Origin of the sequence: Litoreibacter halocynthiae (genome assembly GCF_004365635.1) — a bacterium.
Taxonomy (GTDB): domain Bacteria; phylum Pseudomonadota; class Alphaproteobacteria; order Rhodobacterales; family Rhodobacteraceae; genus Litoreibacter; species Litoreibacter halocynthiae.
On sequence record NZ_SOBH01000003.1, the window covers coordinates 48,682 to 64,701 of the forward strand.

Below are 16,020 nucleotides of genomic sequence, written 5' to 3' on the forward strand. Positions count from 1 at the left end.
TGCCTGCGACAGCGGAAACTTACCGGATTATGACCTATCACACCGGCCTGTCACGCGACGGGCCGGCTTTGCTTGTGCGCGATCTGATGGCAGCGAAGGCGGATGAGCAGCTGAGGCCGATCGCGCATCTCGCTCCCGACATCGTTGTTTTGCAGAACGTCGACTTTGATCATGACCGGATAGCGGCTCACCTAATCCAAACCCGTTTGGCTGACATGGGGCACGAAATGCCGTTTTCCTACGCCGCTCGTCCGAACACCGGGATTGGGAGCGGTGCTGATCTGGACCGGAACGGCAAGTTGGGAGAGCCGAGGGACATGCTGGGTTACGGGCGCTTTGCGGGTCAGGGAGGAATGCTGTTGTTGTCGCGATTCCCCTTGGTTGACGAGCAGACCCGCGACTTGAGTCATGTTCTGTGGCGCGACCAAGAAACGCCCGATCTGCCCGCAGGTGGGTTTTTCCCAGATGGAGTATTGGCAATATTGCCACTTCATACCGTTAACGCGTGGGATGTCGTGATCCAGACACCAACGGGGCCGCTGCGTGTTTTGACGTCACATGCCTCGACCCCCGCTTTCGACGGCCCAGAGGATCGCAACGGATTGCGCAATGCTGCAGAGCTTGGGTTCTGGCGTCGCTATATCGAGCAGCCTGCACTTCAGCAGATGCCCTTTGTCTTGCTTGGTACTCTGAACAATGACCCGTCAGGCGGTGAAGGACATCGCACCGCTATTCAAAGCCTACTGAACCACGATGCCTTGCAAGACCCGCATTCGACCGACGCCAACGGGGGGATCACCGCTGAATGGGCATTTGGTCTGGCGCTTCGGGTAGATTACGTCTTGCCGTCAAGTCGCCTTCGAGTACGGGCAGCAAAGGTTGAGCGGACGCCTCGAAGCTCCGGAGAGTCGCGGCACTATCCGGTCTGGGTCGACGTCACTTTGCAATGATGCTGCGATGGCGTCATGCAACGGTGTTGGCGCAAAATCCGGAAGAAGATCTGTGAAGCGCAACGATTTCACACTATGCGGAGTGTTCCAAAGATAGCGTGTTTCCAGCAGCGGTTTTGCCATTGGCCAGAATGGCTTGGCCGCCAGCAATGGCCACCATGGCATTTGTCGCAGGACCAAATGCCGTTCGGTGACCTGCTCCAACGCATGATGCAGTTCCCGCGCGGTCAGGGTGTATCCAGGAAAGTTGATGTCGAAGAAGCCGGGCAAGTCATCAGCCTGCTCGGCCAGCATCACGGCTGCGTCGGCCAGATCATGCAAGAAGGCCCAAGAGTGTGGCGTATCCAGATCGTCGGGGTAGTCGACGAAGCCTTTACGGAGTTTCGCAGTGATGACCTTGTCATACCAATTCCCGCTTGGGGCCGTGTCGATGAAATCGCCTGCACGAAGCACAATCGTTCGCACTCCCGCGTCTTTGTAGGCGCGCTCCATAGTTTCGCGAATTTCACCCAAGGGGCCTGTCGGCCTGTGTTGTGTCGCCTCGTTCAGCTCTGAGGGCATATCAGCGCCGTAGTTGTAAAGGTTACCCGGAATCAGAACCGTGGCACCGGTATCCTTGGCTGTGTCGATGATCTGTTTGGTTAGTTGTGGAACCAGTTTCGCCCAATCGGGATAGGCGGGGTTCCACGCGTTGACGATTATGTCGGCCCCCCACGCAGCATCCGGAAGTGCATCTGTTGCGCGGTCGAAGCGGATGACGTTCCAGTTTGCCCATGAAAATGCGGCAGCGGCATTGCGGCCAAAGCGACCGTTGGCGCCGAGAATGAGAACAGTTTTGGTCATCTTGAAATCTCCTGAAGCGGAATTGCCTTAGCGTCACTCATTCAAATATGAAATGAAATTGCCAAAATTCGGATGTCTGATATTCATATATGAATGGAACGCATAGACAGACTCGATTGGACGTTGATCCAAGCCTTCCTCTCGGTGGTGGCCAAGGGTTCTCTCTCCGGTGCCGCGCGCGCCCTTGGTGTGAGCCAGCCAACTTTGGGTCGACAAGTGAAGGCGATGGAGGAGCAGCTTGGCATTGCCTTGTTTTACCGCCAACCCAAAGGGCTGAGCCTTACGGGCGAGGGCGAGGCCCTCCTTCCCCATGCAACGGCAATGGCCGAAGCTGCATCGGGTTTGGCGACAGCAGCGGCTGGGCATGACAATTCCTTGCAAGGGACAGTGCGCATCACCGCGAGTGATTTCACGGCGCTATACTCTCTGCCGCCCGTGTTGGCCCGATTGCGTATAGATCATCCCGATATCCAGATCGAATTGAACGCCACGGACCTAAGCGAGAACCTGTTGTTCCGCGAAGCGGATATCGCCGTCCGTATGTACCGCCCGACCCAACTTGAGGTGATTACCAAGAAAATAGGCATCCTGAAACTGGGGTTCTTTGCAGCGAAAAGCTATCTGGAGCGTCGCGGCACACCGTCCAATATCGAAGAACTAATGCAGCATGACTTGCTGGGCTACGACCGTTCCGAGCGATTCATTCGCGGCGCAGCGAAGTTGGGGTGGCAGTTAACGCGGCAAGATTTTGCGTTCCGGTGTGATGCGCAACAAGTGCATTGCGAGATGATCCGCGCTGGCGCCGGTATCGGCGTAATGGCCTGCAATCTGGGCGCACGCATGCCTGAGGTTGAGGCTGTACTTCCTCAATTTCCGGTTCCCGGATTGGAGCTGTGGTTGACCACACATGAAGCCCTTCGACACACGCCTCGTGTTGCGGCGGTTTGGAAGGTTTTGGAGAACGGATTGAAGCCGGACCTGTCGCAAGACAGCTCAATCCCGATCATGCATTCCCCCTAGTAACCTTGACCCCATAGGCCGTGCGCGATACCCCGCTGAGGACTCATTTTTTGACGGAGCGCAGTCCATGTCCAACCCATCCATCCTGATCCTGCCGGGCGACGGCATCGGCCCTGAAGTAATGGCGCAAGTGACGCGTATCATCGACTGGTTCGGTGATAAGCGTGATTTGAAGTTCGACGTGGAAACTGACCTTGTTGGCGGCGCTGCCTATGACAAACACGGCGTGCCGTTGTCGGATGAAACAATGGCCCGCGCGATGGAAGTTGATGCGGTTTTGCTGGGTGCCGTTGGCGGCCCGAAATACGACAATCTCGACTTCTCGGTGAAGCCGGAACGCGGCCTTCTTCGTTTGCGTAAAGAAATGGACCTGTTTTCGAACTTGCGCCCTGCCCAGTGTTTCGACGCGTTGGCCGACTTCTCCTCGTTGAAGAAGGACATCGTGTCCGGTCTCGATATCATGATCGTCCGCGAACTGACCTCTGGAGTGTATTTCGGGGAGCCTCGCGGCATCCACAAGGAAGGCAACGAGCGCGTGGGTGTGAACACGCAACGCTACACCGAGTCCGAGATTGCGCGCGTCGCCCGTTCCGCGTTCGAGCTGGCCCGCAAGCGGAGCAACAAGGTTTGCTCCATGGAAAAAGCCAACGTAATGGAATCCGGCATCCTGTGGCGCGATGTGGTTCAGGAAATCCATGATGCTGAATATCCCGACGTGGAACTGTCCCACATGTACGCCGACAACGGTGCGATGCAGTTGGTCCGCGCACCCAAACAGTTCGACGTGATCGTAACCGACAACCTGTTCGGTGACGTGCTGTCCGACTGTGCTGCGATGCTGACAGGCTCGCTTGGCATGCTGCCCTCCGCGTCGCTGGGACTGCCCAATGCTGAAGGCCGCCCGAAGGCACTTTACGAGCCGGTTCACGGCTCCGCCCCGGATATCACCGGTCAAGGCAAAGCGAACCCGATTGCCTGTATCCTCAGCTTCGCAATGGCGCTGCGCTATTCGTTTGACGAAGGCGAAGAAGCGACCCGTCTGGAAAAGGCCGTCGAGAAGGTTCTGGCAGATGGCGTCCGCACGGCCGACCTGATGGGCCCTGATGGCGGCACACCGGTCTCCACGACCGAAATGGGTGATGTTATTCTGGCCGCGCTGGACGCTAGCCTGTAGGAGTTCGCAAATGACTCCGAATGCTAAAGGCGCATTACTTGCACTGGTTGCGTTCGGAATTTTCGCGACGCATGACATTGTCATCAAAGTATTGGGCGGGACATACTCGCCCATACAAATCGTGTTCTTTTCGGTTGTCCTCAGCTTTCCATTGGCCACGCTATGGTTGCTACGGGACCAGACCAGCGGGACACTGATACCGCGACACCCGTATTGGATGGTTGCGCGGACAGTTGCTGCCGTGATCACCGGATTTTCCGCGTTCTACGCGTTTTCGGTCCTGCCCTTGGCGCAAGTCTACGCCATCATATTCGCCTCGCCCTTGTTGATTACCGTCCTCGCCATCCCGATTCTGGGTGAGGAAGTCCGTCTGCGTCGTTGGCTTGCCGTTCTGGTGGGCCTCTGCGGTGTCTTGGTCGTGTTGCGCCCTGGGCAGACAGAGCTTGGTTTGGGCCACCTGGCGGCGCTTGCCTGCGCGGTTGGCGGGGCATTCGCATCGGTGATCGTGCGCAAGATCGGGCGTGAAGAGCGGACAGTCGTGATCATGCTCTATCCCATGATGGCGAACTTTCTGGTGATGGGGGCATTGCTGCCGACCGTTTACGTGCCGATGCCAATCGAAGACCTTGGGCTCATTGCCATCGTCGCAGTTTTCGCATGGATCGCTGGCCGCTTCTTGATCGGAGCCTACAATACCGGCGAGGCCGTGATTGTCGCGCCAATGCAGTACAGCCAGATCCTTTGGGCGACGGTCTACGGTGCGTTGTTCTTTGATGAATGGCCGGACTTTGGAACGCTCGTAGGCTCTGCCATTATCATCGCCAGCGGCATGTATATCGTGCTGCGTGAAAGCAGGTCCACGACATCAGGAACCCCTGTTCTCAACACACGGTCACGCCCCGAGACGGGAACATCACCGCGTATTGGGTCCTTCATGAAGCCGTTTCAGCCGAAGAAATAGGCAAGTCAGCGCGTCACATAGTCGTGTGGCCGGATTGCCTTCGCTCGAATGCCCGTTAGCTTGGGCCAAATCCCAGCGGAGGCCGACATGGACCTGAATTCAGACTTTTCACAGCGCGTCGTTGTCCACACCGATCAAATAGATTGGGTCGCGTCGCCAATGCCCGGTGTCGACAGGCGCATGCTCGATCGCATCGGGGACGAGGTTGCGCGGGCCACGACGATTGTGCGCTACGCGCCCGACAGCCATTTTTCCGCCCACACCCACACAGGTGGCGAAGAATTCATCGTGCTCGAGGGCGTTTTCAAGATGAACATGGCGACTTTCCCGTCGGAACCTACGTTCGCAATCCGCCAACTTCCAGCCACATGCCGGGGTCAAAGGATGGTTGCACAATTTTCGTGAAGCTTTGGCAGTTCGATATGGACGACCGAAGCGCCGTGACTACCGATATGAATACCCTCGAGCTTGCGCCGGACGCTGATCGACGGGGAGTGCGTTCCGCAGTTTTGTTCCGTGACGGCCGCGAAGAGGTTCGAGTGGAAACCTGGGATGCAGGTGCGTCTATCGAACTGGATTTGCCCGATGGTGGAGAACTTCTGGTTCTCGAAGGGTCAGCCACCGAGGGTGGCTATATCTTGGAGAAACATGATTGGCTAAGGCTGCCCATGGGCGCAACCTTGCGTGCCGACGCAGGTGACAACGGGACACGGGTCTGGATGAAGCTTGGGCATATCCCACACGCGAGAAAACCTGAATTTGCGCCAGATTAGAGCCTGATTTGTACGAATACGACAGCTTTTTCACGCTAACCGGTCTGCAACAGATCGGGCTTGTCGTAGTGTCTGCGGGTTTGATGCTGTGCTGGGGCTACGGTGCATGGCGGTTTGGTGCCGAACGGCCACTGATACTGCGGATTGTGATTGGGGTAGCAGTGTTTGTCAGCTTCGTCTGGCTGTCCCCGCAAATCTATTTCCAGTATTACCGCATCATCATCGACGGATTGCCGGCGCAATGGGTCATTGGCCGGCCTCCGGGACCTCTCCACATCTTACGGCTGCTGAGCTTTCAAGCGAGTGCAAACCTTTCAGCGCATAGCCAAGGGTTGCTGGGATGGCTTTTGCTCGGACTGGCAGCGCTGAAGCGATAGAGGCTTCGCTTACAGTTTGCGCGCCGCGCTTGCCTCGCGTAGTCAAATGGCATGACCCAGACGCCGCCTATTTTTGTGACCAACTTCAACAAGAACTTTACCGGCGTATCCGCGACCGCCGCTGGCGTTGTGCGCGCGCAGGCAAGGGGGCTTGATCTGCGGCTGGTAGGTCAGCCTTTGCCGGAATGTCCTGAACCGATCGACTTGAAAACTGCCCGTGCTCTGTCTCGCAAAGAGCCGGATGGCTACCCATTCTCGATCTGGCATGTGAGACGCAATACAGAGATGCGTGCGGCGATCTGGACGCGCGACGTGCTCAGGCTGCCGATAAAGATCGTTTTCACCTCGGCCGCGCAGCGACGGCACTCCGCATTTCCGCGCTGGCTGATCTCGCGCATGGATGCCGTTATCGCAACGACCGAGGCCGCCGCAGAGTACGTGCCACATGTGCGTGCGGTCGTCCCCCATGGCGTGGATACAGATGCTTTTCATCCCGCTGAAAACAGGGCCGCAGCTTGGGCCGCGACAGGTTTCCCCGGCAAACGCGGGATTGCCGCAGTCGGTCGCATTCGGCCCGAGAAGGGCACCGACCAGTTTGTCGATGCAATGATCCGTGCGCTGCCATCCCAACCGGACTCCACTGCTTTGGTCATTGGCCGCGCTGGCAGGTCGCACGAGACGTTTTTGGCCGACCTCAAGGCGCGCGTGAAAGCTGCGGGACTGTCGGATCGTATCCTGTTTCCAGGTGAAATAGAGCCTAATAAGCTGCCAGAGATTCTACGCGGCCTTAGCCTTCTGGTACCTTTGCCGCGCTATGAAGGTTACGGCATGACACCACTGGAAGCCATGGCCTCAGGCGTGCCGTTTGTCGCAACCGATACCGGATACTTCAGTGCGTTTTCAGCGCAAGGCGAGTCTGGTCGCGTGGTGCCGCTTGGCGATGTGTGTGGCGCAGTTGACGAGATCCGGAGCTTGTTAAGCGATAAGTCGCTGCTTGAGGCAATGTCACTCCGCGCTACTCAAGTCGCGCGTGATAGCTATGGAATTCAGACCGAGGTCGATGGCATAAACACCGTCTATCAACAGCTTTGGAACGAGGCAGTTCGCCAGTGACCGAAACCTTTATCATCCATCTGGAACGCGCCTCCGCGCGTCGACCTCATGTTGAAACCATGATGCAGGAATCACCCTATCCGGCGCGCATCTGGCCTGCGTGTGACGGGGCGGCGATGGATCCGGCGGTGCGGGACCAGCTCGTCTCCGGCCCTGCGCTGTTTCAGCCAGCCTACCCGTTTTCGCTCTCCATGGGCGAGATTGGCTGTTTTGAAAGCCATCGCAGTGTCTGGCGTCACATGGTCGAAAACGACGTGAACGCGGCGCTCATCCTTGAAGATGACGTCGCCATCGAACCGGCTGAATTTCGTGCGGCGCTTGCCATGGCGGAGCCCCACATTGCCGCATTGGGCTACATCCAGTTTCAAGTACGGGCCGTCAAACCACCTTTTTCCATGGTAGAGCAGTCCGGCCCTGTCGCGGTCATCCGGCCTCAGGTTATTCCCTTGCGGACTTCGGCGCAATTGGTCAGCTTGGACGCCGCCCGCTCGCTGCTGACCGCAAGCGAACAGATTGACCGGCCGGTGGATGGTTTCCTTCAGCTGTTCTGGGAAACAGGCGTGCGCCCGCATTGCGTTGTGCCATCAGGCGTATCCGATCTAACGCAGGAGTCGGGTGGCAGCACTGTGTCGCGCAAGCGGAGCTTGTGGCAAAAACTGATCGCCGCGGCAAAGCGCTGGACCTACCGAAACCAAGTCGCAACGCTATCGCGCAAGTACAACTAACCGGCGGGTAACTCGTATAGCGAGTTGTTTCGGGTGCGTGTGACCAAGACGTAGCCACGCGCTGCGAACGCTTTGGTGCAGCCGGGATAATCCGCGTCAGGGTAGGGATGCTCAATGACAATCCGCCGCGGCAGCAATGCGTCGGGTGCGGCCTCCATGAAGGGCACCAATGCTTTGTCTTCATGCCCTTCAATGTCGATTTTCAAGCCATAGATCGCCGTAATCCCGTGCTCGTCCAGCAGGGCATCAAGACGGCGCACAGGCATATCCCCGTCGGGTGTTTCTTCAACTGCAACGATTGCCAGATCATCTTTGCGGATTTGCAGATCGCCCCGCCCTTCCTGATCGCTGACAGCGCAGTGGATCACGGTCAGGTTGTCCAACCCGCTGGCCTCGGCGTTCCACGTCAGGCGGTCAACCATCAGCGGGTTCGCGTCGATAGCAAGTGTGCGGCCTTGTGGCGCGCAACGGGCCATCGGCTGGGCATACAGACCGATGTTGCAGCCAAGGTCCAGGAAATTGGCATCAACCGGCGCGTCTTTCGTCAGGAAGTCCAGGTCCTCGCCGTTATAGTCGGGATTCAGAAGGAGACCGTATTCGATAAGGTTGTTCTCGCCGCGGATACGGTAGGCGCAGTCGCGGAAGTAGATATCTAGCTTTCCACGTCCGGCAGCGAGCACCGAAGATGTCCAACCACCACGAAACACACCGCGTTTGAGCGGGGTTGATTTGCCCAGTGAAATCATACCGCGTTGCACCGCATTCGGGGCGAAATGGCCAAATGGTAGTTTATCATCCGCATCGTCAAGATTGCGTTCTTTGCCGTTGAGGCTGCGCCAGATGCCGGAGCCTGTACTGCGCGTGAAGGTCTTGGACGTCACGGGGATATCTCCGGTGAAAGGCTTGGTACCGGTTTGGAATTGCAGGTCGTGCAGACGGGCGTAGATACCGGCCTTGCCGATCAACTCGTCATGAGGCCCGCTTTCCGCCAGTTTGCCGTGATCAAGCACAAGAATTTGGTCCGCGTCGCGGACAGTGGACAAGCGGTGGGCAATAACCAGTGTCGTGCGGCCTTTGGAAAGTCGTTCCAACGCTTTTTGGACCACCTTTTCGGATTCGGCATCCAAGGCACTCGTCGCCTCGTCCAACAACAGAATCGGTGTGTCGCGCAGTAGGGCGCGGGCAATGGCGACGCGTTGGCGCTGCCCGCCTGACAGGTTGCTGCCCCGTGGGCCAACGGCGGTTTCCAGCCCGTCGGGCAGGTCTTTCAGAAAATCGCTGACATGTGCATCGTCCAGCACCTGTTTTAGCCGCGCGTCATCGACGTCTTCACGGCCCAACAGGATGTTCTCGCGCAGCGTTTCGTCGAACAACAAAGCGTCTTGCGACACGACCGAGAACAAGCCGCGTAATTGCGACAGGGGCATGTCTTTGACGTCCACGCCCCCGATGGTGATCTTGCCGCTTGCTGGATCAACCAAGCGGGTGAGCACGTTGAACACGGTGCTCTTGCCCGCCCCTGACGCGCCAACCAGCGCTGTTGTGGTGCCAGAATTCGCAGTGAAGCTCAGGCCGTTCAACACGGCTTTGTCACCGTAGGACAAAGAGGCGTTGTCAAAGACGATGGAGGAGCCATCCAGCACGGCTTCGGCAGATGTTCGATCCGCCACGGCGGGTTTGGTATCAAACAGCCCGAAGATGCGGCTGAGGCTGGCGATCATCATTTCCCAATAGCCCAAAACTCCGCCCAAACGGCGCATGGGTTGAAAGGCCAGTGACATGGCGGTGAAGAAGCTCATGAACTGGCCGATGGTCTTTTCACCGGCAATGATTTGCGGGCCGCCGTAAAGCAACACGCAGAAAAAGCCGAAGCCCACGGCGAAATCGACCAGTGCCGGCACGGTGGCTTGCCCGATGGTAGTTTTGATCGTCGCTTTTACCCAAGTATCTGAAAGGCCAGAAAAATTCTCGACTTGATATTCTTCCATCCGGTTCAGCTTGATCGGGGTGACGCCGTGAAATACCTCGTCCAGACGGGTGGTCCGCTTGCCAGCCACGTCGCGCAGGTAGTTGGATTTGCGCCGTACATAGCGCTGCACCAGCAAGCTGGGGATGACCAACATCGGGGCGCCGATGATTGCCACCAGCGTCCATTTCCAGTCAATCGACAAGGCCACACCTAGAAGCGAAAGCAACGCAATCAGGTCGCGACCAGCGCTCACGAGGATCATATTCCAAAGGGTTTGGATCGCAGTTACATCCCCCTGAACCCGCTCGATCATCGAGCCGGGCGAGGTGCGGGAGTGGAATGCGTTATCAAGCGTCAGCGTGTGCCGCAGCAGGTCGACCTGCACCTCCGTCGAGGCACGGAAGGACACGCCGGTCAGAATGCTCTTGTGGATGATGCCGGTGATGCCGCGGATGACGAAAAGCGCGAAGATGCCGATGCCGACCCACCAGATGGCACTTGCCTGACCCTCGACGAACACAAGGTCGAACATCGGCTGAAGCATGTAGCTCAGCGCACCCAAGGTGCTGCCTTCGATGACCATGAACACAAAGGCCAGCACGAAAAGCATCCAGTGTTTGCGCAAGTACCCACGCCACAGGCGGGCAAACAGCTTGCCTCCGCTCTCGGTCGACTGGGCCAGATCTAGGTCTGTCGGGTTGCTCAAGAAAAGGCTCACATATGGCTACTTTAGCGATCTGTGTAACGCAGTTTTGCGCGGCGCGGCAAGGCTGGGGCAACATGGCCCTTTCCCATCGGGTCTCAAAAGAGTATCAGGCCCCGTCTGAAACAAGACCTATAGAAGGATCAAAGGGATCATGGGTTACAAAATCGTCGTCGTAGGCGCCACGGGCAACGTGGGTCGCGAGATGCTGAACATTCTGGATGAACGTCAGTTCCCAGTGGACACAATCGAGGTTCTGGCCTCCCGTCGCTCGATCGGCACCGAAGTTTCCTTCGGCGAGAAAACCCTGAAGACCAAAGACCTTGATACCTTCGACTTCACCGGCTGGGACATTGCGTTGTTCGCAGTGGGCTCCGAGGCCACGAAAAAATACGCGCCGATTGCTGCCAAAGCTGGTTGCGTGGTGATCGATAACTCGTCGCTCTACCGTTACGACCCCGACGTGCCGTTGGTGGTTCCTGAAGTGAACCCCGAGGCCGTGATGGGTTACACAAAGAAAAACATCATCGCCAACCCCAACTGCTCTACGGCGCAGATGGTTGTGGCGCTGAAGCCGTTGCACGATCGGGCGCGGATCAAGCGCGTTGTTGTCTCCACCTACCAATCGGTGTCCGGTGCCGGCAAAGATGCAATCGACGAGCTGTGGGATCAAACCAAGTCGATCTACAACCCCGTCGACAACAAACCACCAAGCAAGTTCACCAAGCAGATCGCGTTCAACGTGATTCCGCATATCGACGTGTTCATGGACGACGGCTCCACCAAAGAGGAGTGGAAGATGGTCGTCGAGACCAAGAAAATCGTCGACAAGGATATCAAGGTCACCGCGACTTGCGTGCGCGTTCCGGTTTTCGTAGGTCACGCCGAGTCGATCAATATCGAGTTCGAAGACCATCTGGACGAAGACGAGGCCCGCGACATCCTGCGCGAAGCCCCCGGTGTCATGGTGATCGACAAGCGCGAAGACGGTGGCTACGTGACGCCCGTCGAATGCGTTGGCGACTTTGCCACCTTCATCTCCCGCATCCGTCAGGACAGCACCATCGACAACGGCCTGAACCTGTGGTGCGTCAGCGATAACCTGCGCAAGGGTGCTGCCCTGAACGCAGTGCAAATCGCCGAAACGCTGGGCACGCGGTGCTTGAAAAAAGGCTAGGCTTGCAAAGCCCACTCTGACACGAAACATTGGGCCTCAGATCAATTGATTTGAGGCCCTTTTTCTATGCTCCGTTCCCTTGCCCTATCCGCCGCCCTGTTGTCTTCCGCTGCTTACGCCGAGGACTTTCAGTTGGTTGCGCCCGTCTCCTCCGTCACCGTCTATCCGCAAGGTGCGACCGTTACGCGGGTCATTGCGGCTGACCTGCCGCAAGGCAAGCACCGGATACTGGTTCCCTACCAAGCCGGCAGCAGCGACGGCCCGCCGCGCGTGAACGCGCCGGACGGTTTTGCGATTGGTGCGATGGAAGTTTTGAACGATTTCCTGAGTGACCCGAAAGCGGCCTATTCCCCAGAGCAAACCGCCGCGTTTGAACGTGTCGAAGCTGCCAAGGATGCTTTACAGGCGTTGGAAGACGTGGTCGTGCGTGGACAAGCTTCCGTGGAAGCGCAGAACGCCAAGAACGCCTACCTGCGCACGCTGACGGGCGCTGCTTTGACAGGTGCTGACGCCGACGCGATGCGCGCCGCCAGCAACATGGTGGCCGAGGAGTTGGAGAAAGCGTGGCGTGACCAATACGCCGCTGCCGTCGCACTTCGTGCCGACGAGAAAGCCCGCGATGAAGCACGCAAGGTAGTTCAGCAGGCCGAGCAGGACTTGAACCGGCTGGCCCCGCCAAGTGGTGCCGTCACCATGCTGGCGCTCACGGTCGAGGCTGCCGTTGCGGGTACGGTTGAGATGACATTGGACAGTTTGATTTACAACGCAGGTTGGCGGGCGGACTACGATCTGAACTTGACCCGTGGCGATGACGCGCGCGTCGCGATGGAGCGCAAAGTCGTCATGCAGCAGTCGTCGGGCGAGTTGTGGTCCGACGTGAATTTGACCCTTTCCACGGCTAACCCTTTTGCGCAGGTCGACCCGACAAAGCCTTATCCGTCTCAAGCGTTCATTCAAGCTAAGGGCAAAGCGGGATACGGATCGGTTCGAACGGCCGCACCACAGGCAGACTACGCTGAACTTTCGCGGGCAGGTGGCCTAGCAGAACCGATTATGGAGGAGGCGGTGCCTGTTACTGCCGCAGCTGTAATAGACGGCCTGTCAGTCACTTATGAGTACCCTCAGCCCGTCAACCTCGCGTCCGGCGGCGGGGAACTGATCCTTGCCTTGGACGATTTCACCTTCGATGCCCGTGAGTTCAACCGTGCAGCACCTCGCTTCGACAAAACGGCTTTCCTGATGGCGGAGTTTACCAACTCCACACAGGAGCCTTTCCTGCCGGGGCAAATGTCGGTGTCGCGCGATGGTGTATTTGTTGGGCGCAGCGCCCTACCGCTGGTCCCCGCAGGCGACAAGGCGGAGGTGTCCTTCGGAACGCTTGAAGGTCTGCGCCTCGATTACAAGTTGCTCGACAACGACACAGGCGACCGTGGTTTCCTGACCTCCAGCAGCACCCGCGTGCAGCAGATGGAGTTCTCGGTGGAAAACCTTCTGGCCACGACAGAGCAGGTCCAAACTATCTTTGCATTGCCATACGCCGAGCAGGAAGACCTCAGCATCACAACAAGTTCGCGCCCGTCACCGGATGAAACTGATTTCGAGCAGAAGCGCGGTGTATCTGTCTGGAATCTAGACGTCGGTCCGGGCGAGACAAAAACCGTGCGTGTGAATGTCGATATGGACTGGCCCGAAGGGCAGCAGTTGTTCTGGCAGCCGTAGCCTAGAACCGCTCCGCCCGCAGCACCTGACAATCGGTCACGGTAACAATGCCGATATACCGTTCGACCACCGCGAAGGCCGCGTCGAGCAGTTTGTCCAGCTTGTCGGGGCGCACGATGCAGATCACCTGCACCATGCCGCCAGCACGACTGACTTGCCCCTCGCGGCTCCATGGGCCGGACTGGCCCGAGCCACCAAGGACGGGAAGAATGGAGTAGCCGGTCACGTCCGCCGTTTGCAGTGCGTCGGTCAGGCGGCTTTGCATCACGGCCTCGATCGTGATCACTACGCGTTTCGCGTCATGGGTTTGCATGGGTCATCCTCCGGTTACTTGGCTGGCAATCGCGATATAGGCGGGGATGCCGAGGGTCAGGTTGAAGGGAAAGGTGATCCCCAAGGACAGTGTCAGATATATGGACGGGTTGGCCTCTGGCAGCGCCACGCGCATTGCCGCTGGAACGGCGATATAGCTGGCCGATGCACAAAGGGTCATGAATAACGCAACACCACCAGTGGACAGCCCCAGCAGCATTCCGGCCGCGAGGCCGAAACAGCTGCCGACCAGTGGCATCAGCATGCCAAAAGCGAACACGCCTGGCGTCAGATATTTGCCGCTGTCCCGCAACCCGCGACCTGCGACAAGGCCCATATCCAGCAGGAATAGACACAAAACGCCCTGAAACGGAGAGACGATGAAACTGGCGATTTTTTCCAGCCCGTCTTGTCCCGTGATCGCGCCAATGACGAAGCTGCCGATCAAAAGCACGATGGAGCCGTTCAGCAGTATTTCCCGCCACAAATTTCCGTCCATCTGGTTGCCGCCTGCCTTTCGCGACACCAGCCAAAGGGCCGAAAGGATCGCTGGCGCTTCCATGATGGCCGCAACCGCAACCATGTAGCCTTCGGGGTCCAACCCGCGTCCTGTCAACGCACTGGTGCAGGCCACAAACGTCACAATAGAGATAGAGCCGTAATGCCCTGCAACGGCGGCTGCATCGATGGTGCTTAGCTGCGTCATGATGCGCAGAAGTCCGAAGGCCACGAACGGAATTGTCGCTGACAAGATCCCACCGGCAATCAAAGACAGGATCAACCCCGCGTCCACACCATGCGCGGCAACAGAGGCGCCGCCCTTGAAGCCGATCGCAAACAGCAAGTAGATCGACAACGCCTTGGCGGCGGCTTCCGGGATTGTCAGATCAGATCGCGCGAACGCGGCCAGAACGCCCAATACAAAGAACAGGATCAATGGGGACAGCAAGTTGTCAGCTGCCAGTGATAGCACGTCGCCCATGCGGGTCCTCCGGCGGGTTAGGGTCTAAACTGGAACGAATCCCGTCTCTGGGACGTAGTGCTCGAGGCCGCCTTCGCCAATGTCGTTCCACAGGCCGTGCAGGCTGAGCATCCCTTGCTCCATTTCCTTTGCGACGAAGGGGAACCCCGCAAGGTTTTCCAGCGACACCAACACTGCCTCCCTCTCCAATGCGCTGCGGCGTTCTGCCTCGTCCTCGATGTCTTTCACGCGCTCGTAGCCGGGACGCAAAATGTCCATCCAGCGCCCGATGAAGCTGGTCTTCTCCTCCAGTTGCGGCGCGTTGCCCGAGCACATGTCGTGGCACCCGTTGACACCGCCGCAGTTTGAATGTCCCAGCACGATGATATGTGCAACTTTCAGGGTGCCCACTGCGTATTCGATGGCGGCTGATGTGCCGTGATACTCGCCATCCGGATTATAGGGCGGCACGAGGTTGGCGATGTTGCGGTGGATGAAAAACTCGCCCTGCTCTGCCCCGAAAATCGAGGTGACATGCACTCGGCTGTCGCAACATGAAATCACCATGGCGCGCGGGTTTTGCCCGTCGGCGGCAAGGCGGCGGTACCACGGTTCGTTCTCCGAATAAGTCGTGGCCTTCCAGCCATGGTAGCGGTTGATCAGATAGTGCGGCAGGGGTTTGGGCGTGCGCATGGGGTACCTCTGAAAGTTTCGAACACAAGTATGTCGAATTGAGCAGAAATTCGAGGGAAATCGTGCCGCACCGGAAAGACTTTGTTCAGCTTCGCCGCCGATGTTTGCAATGTGCTTTAAGGGGGCACGGATAATGGGGTGCGTTATGCAGGATGTTTTGAAACTCGAAATGCGTGAACCGGTTCGGGTTGATCCGGACCGTTTGGTGGAGCTGTGCGTGTCCATGGGCGAAGCACGTGCCGAGGCGCTGATTACCACCGCGATGGAGGAATTGGCACGAGGAATGGTCGCGATTGAAGACGCATATGCGGCACAAAACATGGATGTTTTGACCCGTCGCGCCGATCTTTTGGTAAAGACCGCCGAAAATATCGGGATGACGACGTTCTCCCGGGTAGCGGATGATGTCGCCGCGTGCGGGCGTTTGAAAGAAGGCGTTTCGTTGGGTGCTACCTTGAACAGGCTACGGCGTATTGCCGATCGTTCGCTCAGTGCAGTGTGGGATATGCAAAACATTCCGGGTTAGACGCCGCTCTGCGACACGCCTTTG

General features: G+C 58.0%; 15 protein-coding genes and 1 pseudogene. 11 read left to right on the forward strand and 5 right to left on the reverse strand.

The annotated features are described in order from the left end of the window. Positions 1-29: 29 nt before the first annotated feature. A complete protein-coding gene (locus BDE40_RS12005; RefSeq protein ID WP_162848082.1) occupies positions 30-950 on the forward strand; it encodes an endonuclease/exonuclease/phosphatase family protein in 921 nt (306 codons plus the stop codon). On the opposite strand, the gene BDE40_RS12010 is transcribed toward BDE40_RS12005, so the two are convergent. Next, complete coding sequence (locus BDE40_RS12010; RefSeq protein ID WP_134014833.1) at positions 849-1,793, reverse strand: Rossmann-fold NAD(P)-binding domain-containing protein; 945 nt, start codon at positions 1,791-1,793, stop codon at positions 849-851. The genes BDE40_RS12005 and BDE40_RS12010 overlap by 102 nt on opposite strands. Before the next feature lie 93 nt (positions 1,794-1,886). Between BDE40_RS12010 and BDE40_RS12015 the strand changes: the two genes are divergently transcribed. The 7 genes and pseudogenes from BDE40_RS12015 to BDE40_RS12045 all read left to right on the forward strand — a co-directional run bounded on the left by BDE40_RS12015 (position 1,887) and on the right by BDE40_RS12045 (position 7,936). Further along, positions 1,887-2,813 carry a LysR family transcriptional regulator gene (locus tag BDE40_RS12015; RefSeq protein ID WP_134014835.1) on the forward strand — a complete coding sequence of 309 codons (927 nt, stop codon included), beginning with the start codon at positions 1,887-1,889 and terminating at the stop codon, positions 2,811-2,813. Positions 2,814-2,880: 67 nt separating this feature from the next. Then, entirely contained in the window at positions 2,881-3,987 is a 1,107-nt protein-coding gene (gene leuB, locus BDE40_RS12020) for a 3-isopropylmalate dehydrogenase (protein ID WP_134014837.1), read from the forward strand. A gap of 10 nt (positions 3,988-3,997) precedes the next feature. Further along, positions 3,998-4,948: a DMT family transporter gene (locus tag BDE40_RS12025; protein ID WP_073144276.1), complete on the forward strand. Its 951-nt coding sequence runs from the start codon at positions 3,998-4,000 to the stop codon at positions 4,946-4,948. Positions 4,949-5,035: 87 nt separating this feature from the next. Then, positions 5,036-5,721: pseudogene (locus BDE40_RS12030) on the forward strand (cupin domain-containing protein). 8 nt (positions 5,722-5,729) lie between these two features. Then, positions 5,730-6,098 (forward strand): hypothetical protein, encoded by a 369-nt coding sequence (locus BDE40_RS12035; RefSeq protein WP_134014839.1) that lies wholly within the window; start codon positions 5,730-5,732, stop codon positions 6,096-6,098. Between the two features lie 51 nt (positions 6,099-6,149). Continuing rightward, positions 6,150-7,211: a glycosyltransferase family 4 protein gene (locus BDE40_RS12040; RefSeq protein WP_134014841.1), complete on the forward strand. Its 1,062-nt coding sequence runs from the start codon at positions 6,150-6,152 to the stop codon at positions 7,209-7,211. Next, complete coding sequence (locus BDE40_RS12045) at positions 7,208-7,936, forward strand: glycosyltransferase family 25 protein (RefSeq protein WP_162848083.1); 729 nt, start codon at positions 7,208-7,210, stop codon at positions 7,934-7,936. The genes BDE40_RS12040 and BDE40_RS12045 overlap by 4 nt, the downstream gene beginning before the upstream one ends. On the opposite strand, the gene BDE40_RS12050 is transcribed toward BDE40_RS12045, so the two are convergent. Then, positions 7,933-10,611 carry an FkbM family methyltransferase gene (locus BDE40_RS12050; RefSeq protein ID WP_134014845.1) on the reverse strand — a complete coding sequence of 893 codons (2,679 nt, stop codon included), beginning with the start codon at positions 10,609-10,611 and terminating at the stop codon, positions 7,933-7,935. The genes BDE40_RS12045 and BDE40_RS12050 overlap by 4 nt on opposite strands. Before the next feature lie 151 nt (positions 10,612-10,762). Here BDE40_RS12050 and BDE40_RS12055 point away from each other — a divergent pair, with 151 nt between their 5' ends. Further along, positions 10,763-11,785, forward strand: a complete 1,023-nt coding sequence (locus tag BDE40_RS12055) for an aspartate-semialdehyde dehydrogenase (protein ID WP_134014847.1) — start codon at positions 10,763-10,765, stop codon at positions 11,783-11,785. Positions 11,786-11,851: 66 nt separating this feature from the next. Continuing rightward, on the forward strand, positions 11,852-13,504 hold the full coding sequence (locus BDE40_RS12060) for a DUF4139 domain-containing protein (protein ID WP_134014849.1): 1,653 nt from the start codon (positions 11,852-11,854) through the stop codon (positions 13,502-13,504). Position 13,505: 1 nt separating this feature from the next. Here BDE40_RS12060 and BDE40_RS12065 read toward each other — a convergent pair whose 3' ends face one another. The 3 genes from BDE40_RS12065 to BDE40_RS12075 are packed head-to-tail and all read right to left on the reverse strand — an operon-like array spanning position 13,506 to position 15,470. Beyond that, on the reverse strand, positions 13,506-13,817 hold the full coding sequence (locus BDE40_RS12065) for a P-II family nitrogen regulator (RefSeq protein ID WP_134014851.1): 312 nt from the start codon (positions 13,815-13,817) through the stop codon (positions 13,506-13,508). Between the two features lie 3 nt (positions 13,818-13,820). Beyond that, on the reverse strand, positions 13,821-14,798 hold the full coding sequence (locus tag BDE40_RS12070) for a sodium-dependent bicarbonate transport family permease (RefSeq protein WP_134014853.1): 978 nt from the start codon (positions 14,796-14,798) through the stop codon (positions 13,821-13,823). A 24-nt stretch (positions 14,799-14,822) separates the two neighbouring features. Continuing rightward, positions 14,823-15,470 carry a carbonic anhydrase gene (locus tag BDE40_RS12075; RefSeq protein WP_134014855.1) on the reverse strand — a complete coding sequence of 216 codons (648 nt, stop codon included), beginning with the start codon at positions 15,468-15,470 and terminating at the stop codon, positions 14,823-14,825. A 145-nt stretch (positions 15,471-15,615) separates the two neighbouring features. Between BDE40_RS12075 and BDE40_RS12080 the strand changes: the two genes are divergently transcribed. Further along, the gene (locus tag BDE40_RS12080) at positions 15,616-15,996 is read left to right on the forward strand and encodes a hypothetical protein (RefSeq protein ID WP_134014857.1); all 381 of its coding nucleotides are present in this window, start codon (positions 15,616-15,618) and stop codon (positions 15,994-15,996) included. The last annotated feature ends 24 nt before the right edge of the window (positions 15,997-16,020 follow it).

Coding starts and splice junctions, on each gene's coding strand:
- BDE40_RS12065 (WP_134014851.1), bottom strand. CDS start 13,817: ATGCAAACCCATGACGCGAAACGCGTAGTGATCACGATCGAGGCCGTG.
- BDE40_RS12055 (WP_134014847.1), top strand. CDS start 10,763: ATGGGTTACAAAATCGTCGTCGTAGGCGCCACGGGCAACGTGGGTCGC.
- BDE40_RS12060 (WP_134014849.1), top strand. CDS start 11,852: ATGCTCCGTTCCCTTGCCCTATCCGCCGCCCTGTTGTCTTCCGCTGCT.
- BDE40_RS12025 (WP_073144276.1), top strand. CDS start 3,998: ATGACTCCGAATGCTAAAGGCGCATTACTTGCACTGGTTGCGTTCGGA.
- BDE40_RS12010 (WP_134014833.1), bottom strand. CDS start 1,793: ATGACCAAAACTGTTCTCATTCTCGGCGCCAACGGTCGCTTTGGCCGC.
- BDE40_RS12015 (WP_134014835.1), top strand. CDS start 1,887: ATGGAACGCATAGACAGACTCGATTGGACGTTGATCCAAGCCTTCCTC.
- BDE40_RS12005 (WP_162848082.1), top strand. CDS start 30: ATGACCTATCACACCGGCCTGTCACGCGACGGGCCGGCTTTGCTTGTG.
- BDE40_RS12080 (WP_134014857.1), top strand. CDS start 15,616: ATGCAGGATGTTTTGAAACTCGAAATGCGTGAACCGGTTCGGGTTGAT.
- leuB (WP_134014837.1), top strand. CDS start 2,881: ATGTCCAACCCATCCATCCTGATCCTGCCGGGCGACGGCATCGGCCCT.
- BDE40_RS12075 (WP_134014855.1), bottom strand. CDS start 15,470: ATGCGCACGCCCAAACCCCTGCCGCACTATCTGATCAACCGCTACCAT.
- BDE40_RS12070 (WP_134014853.1), bottom strand. CDS start 14,798: ATGGGCGACGTGCTATCACTGGCAGCTGACAACTTGCTGTCCCCATTG.
- BDE40_RS12040 (WP_134014841.1), top strand. CDS start 6,150: ATGACCCAGACGCCGCCTATTTTTGTGACCAACTTCAACAAGAACTTT.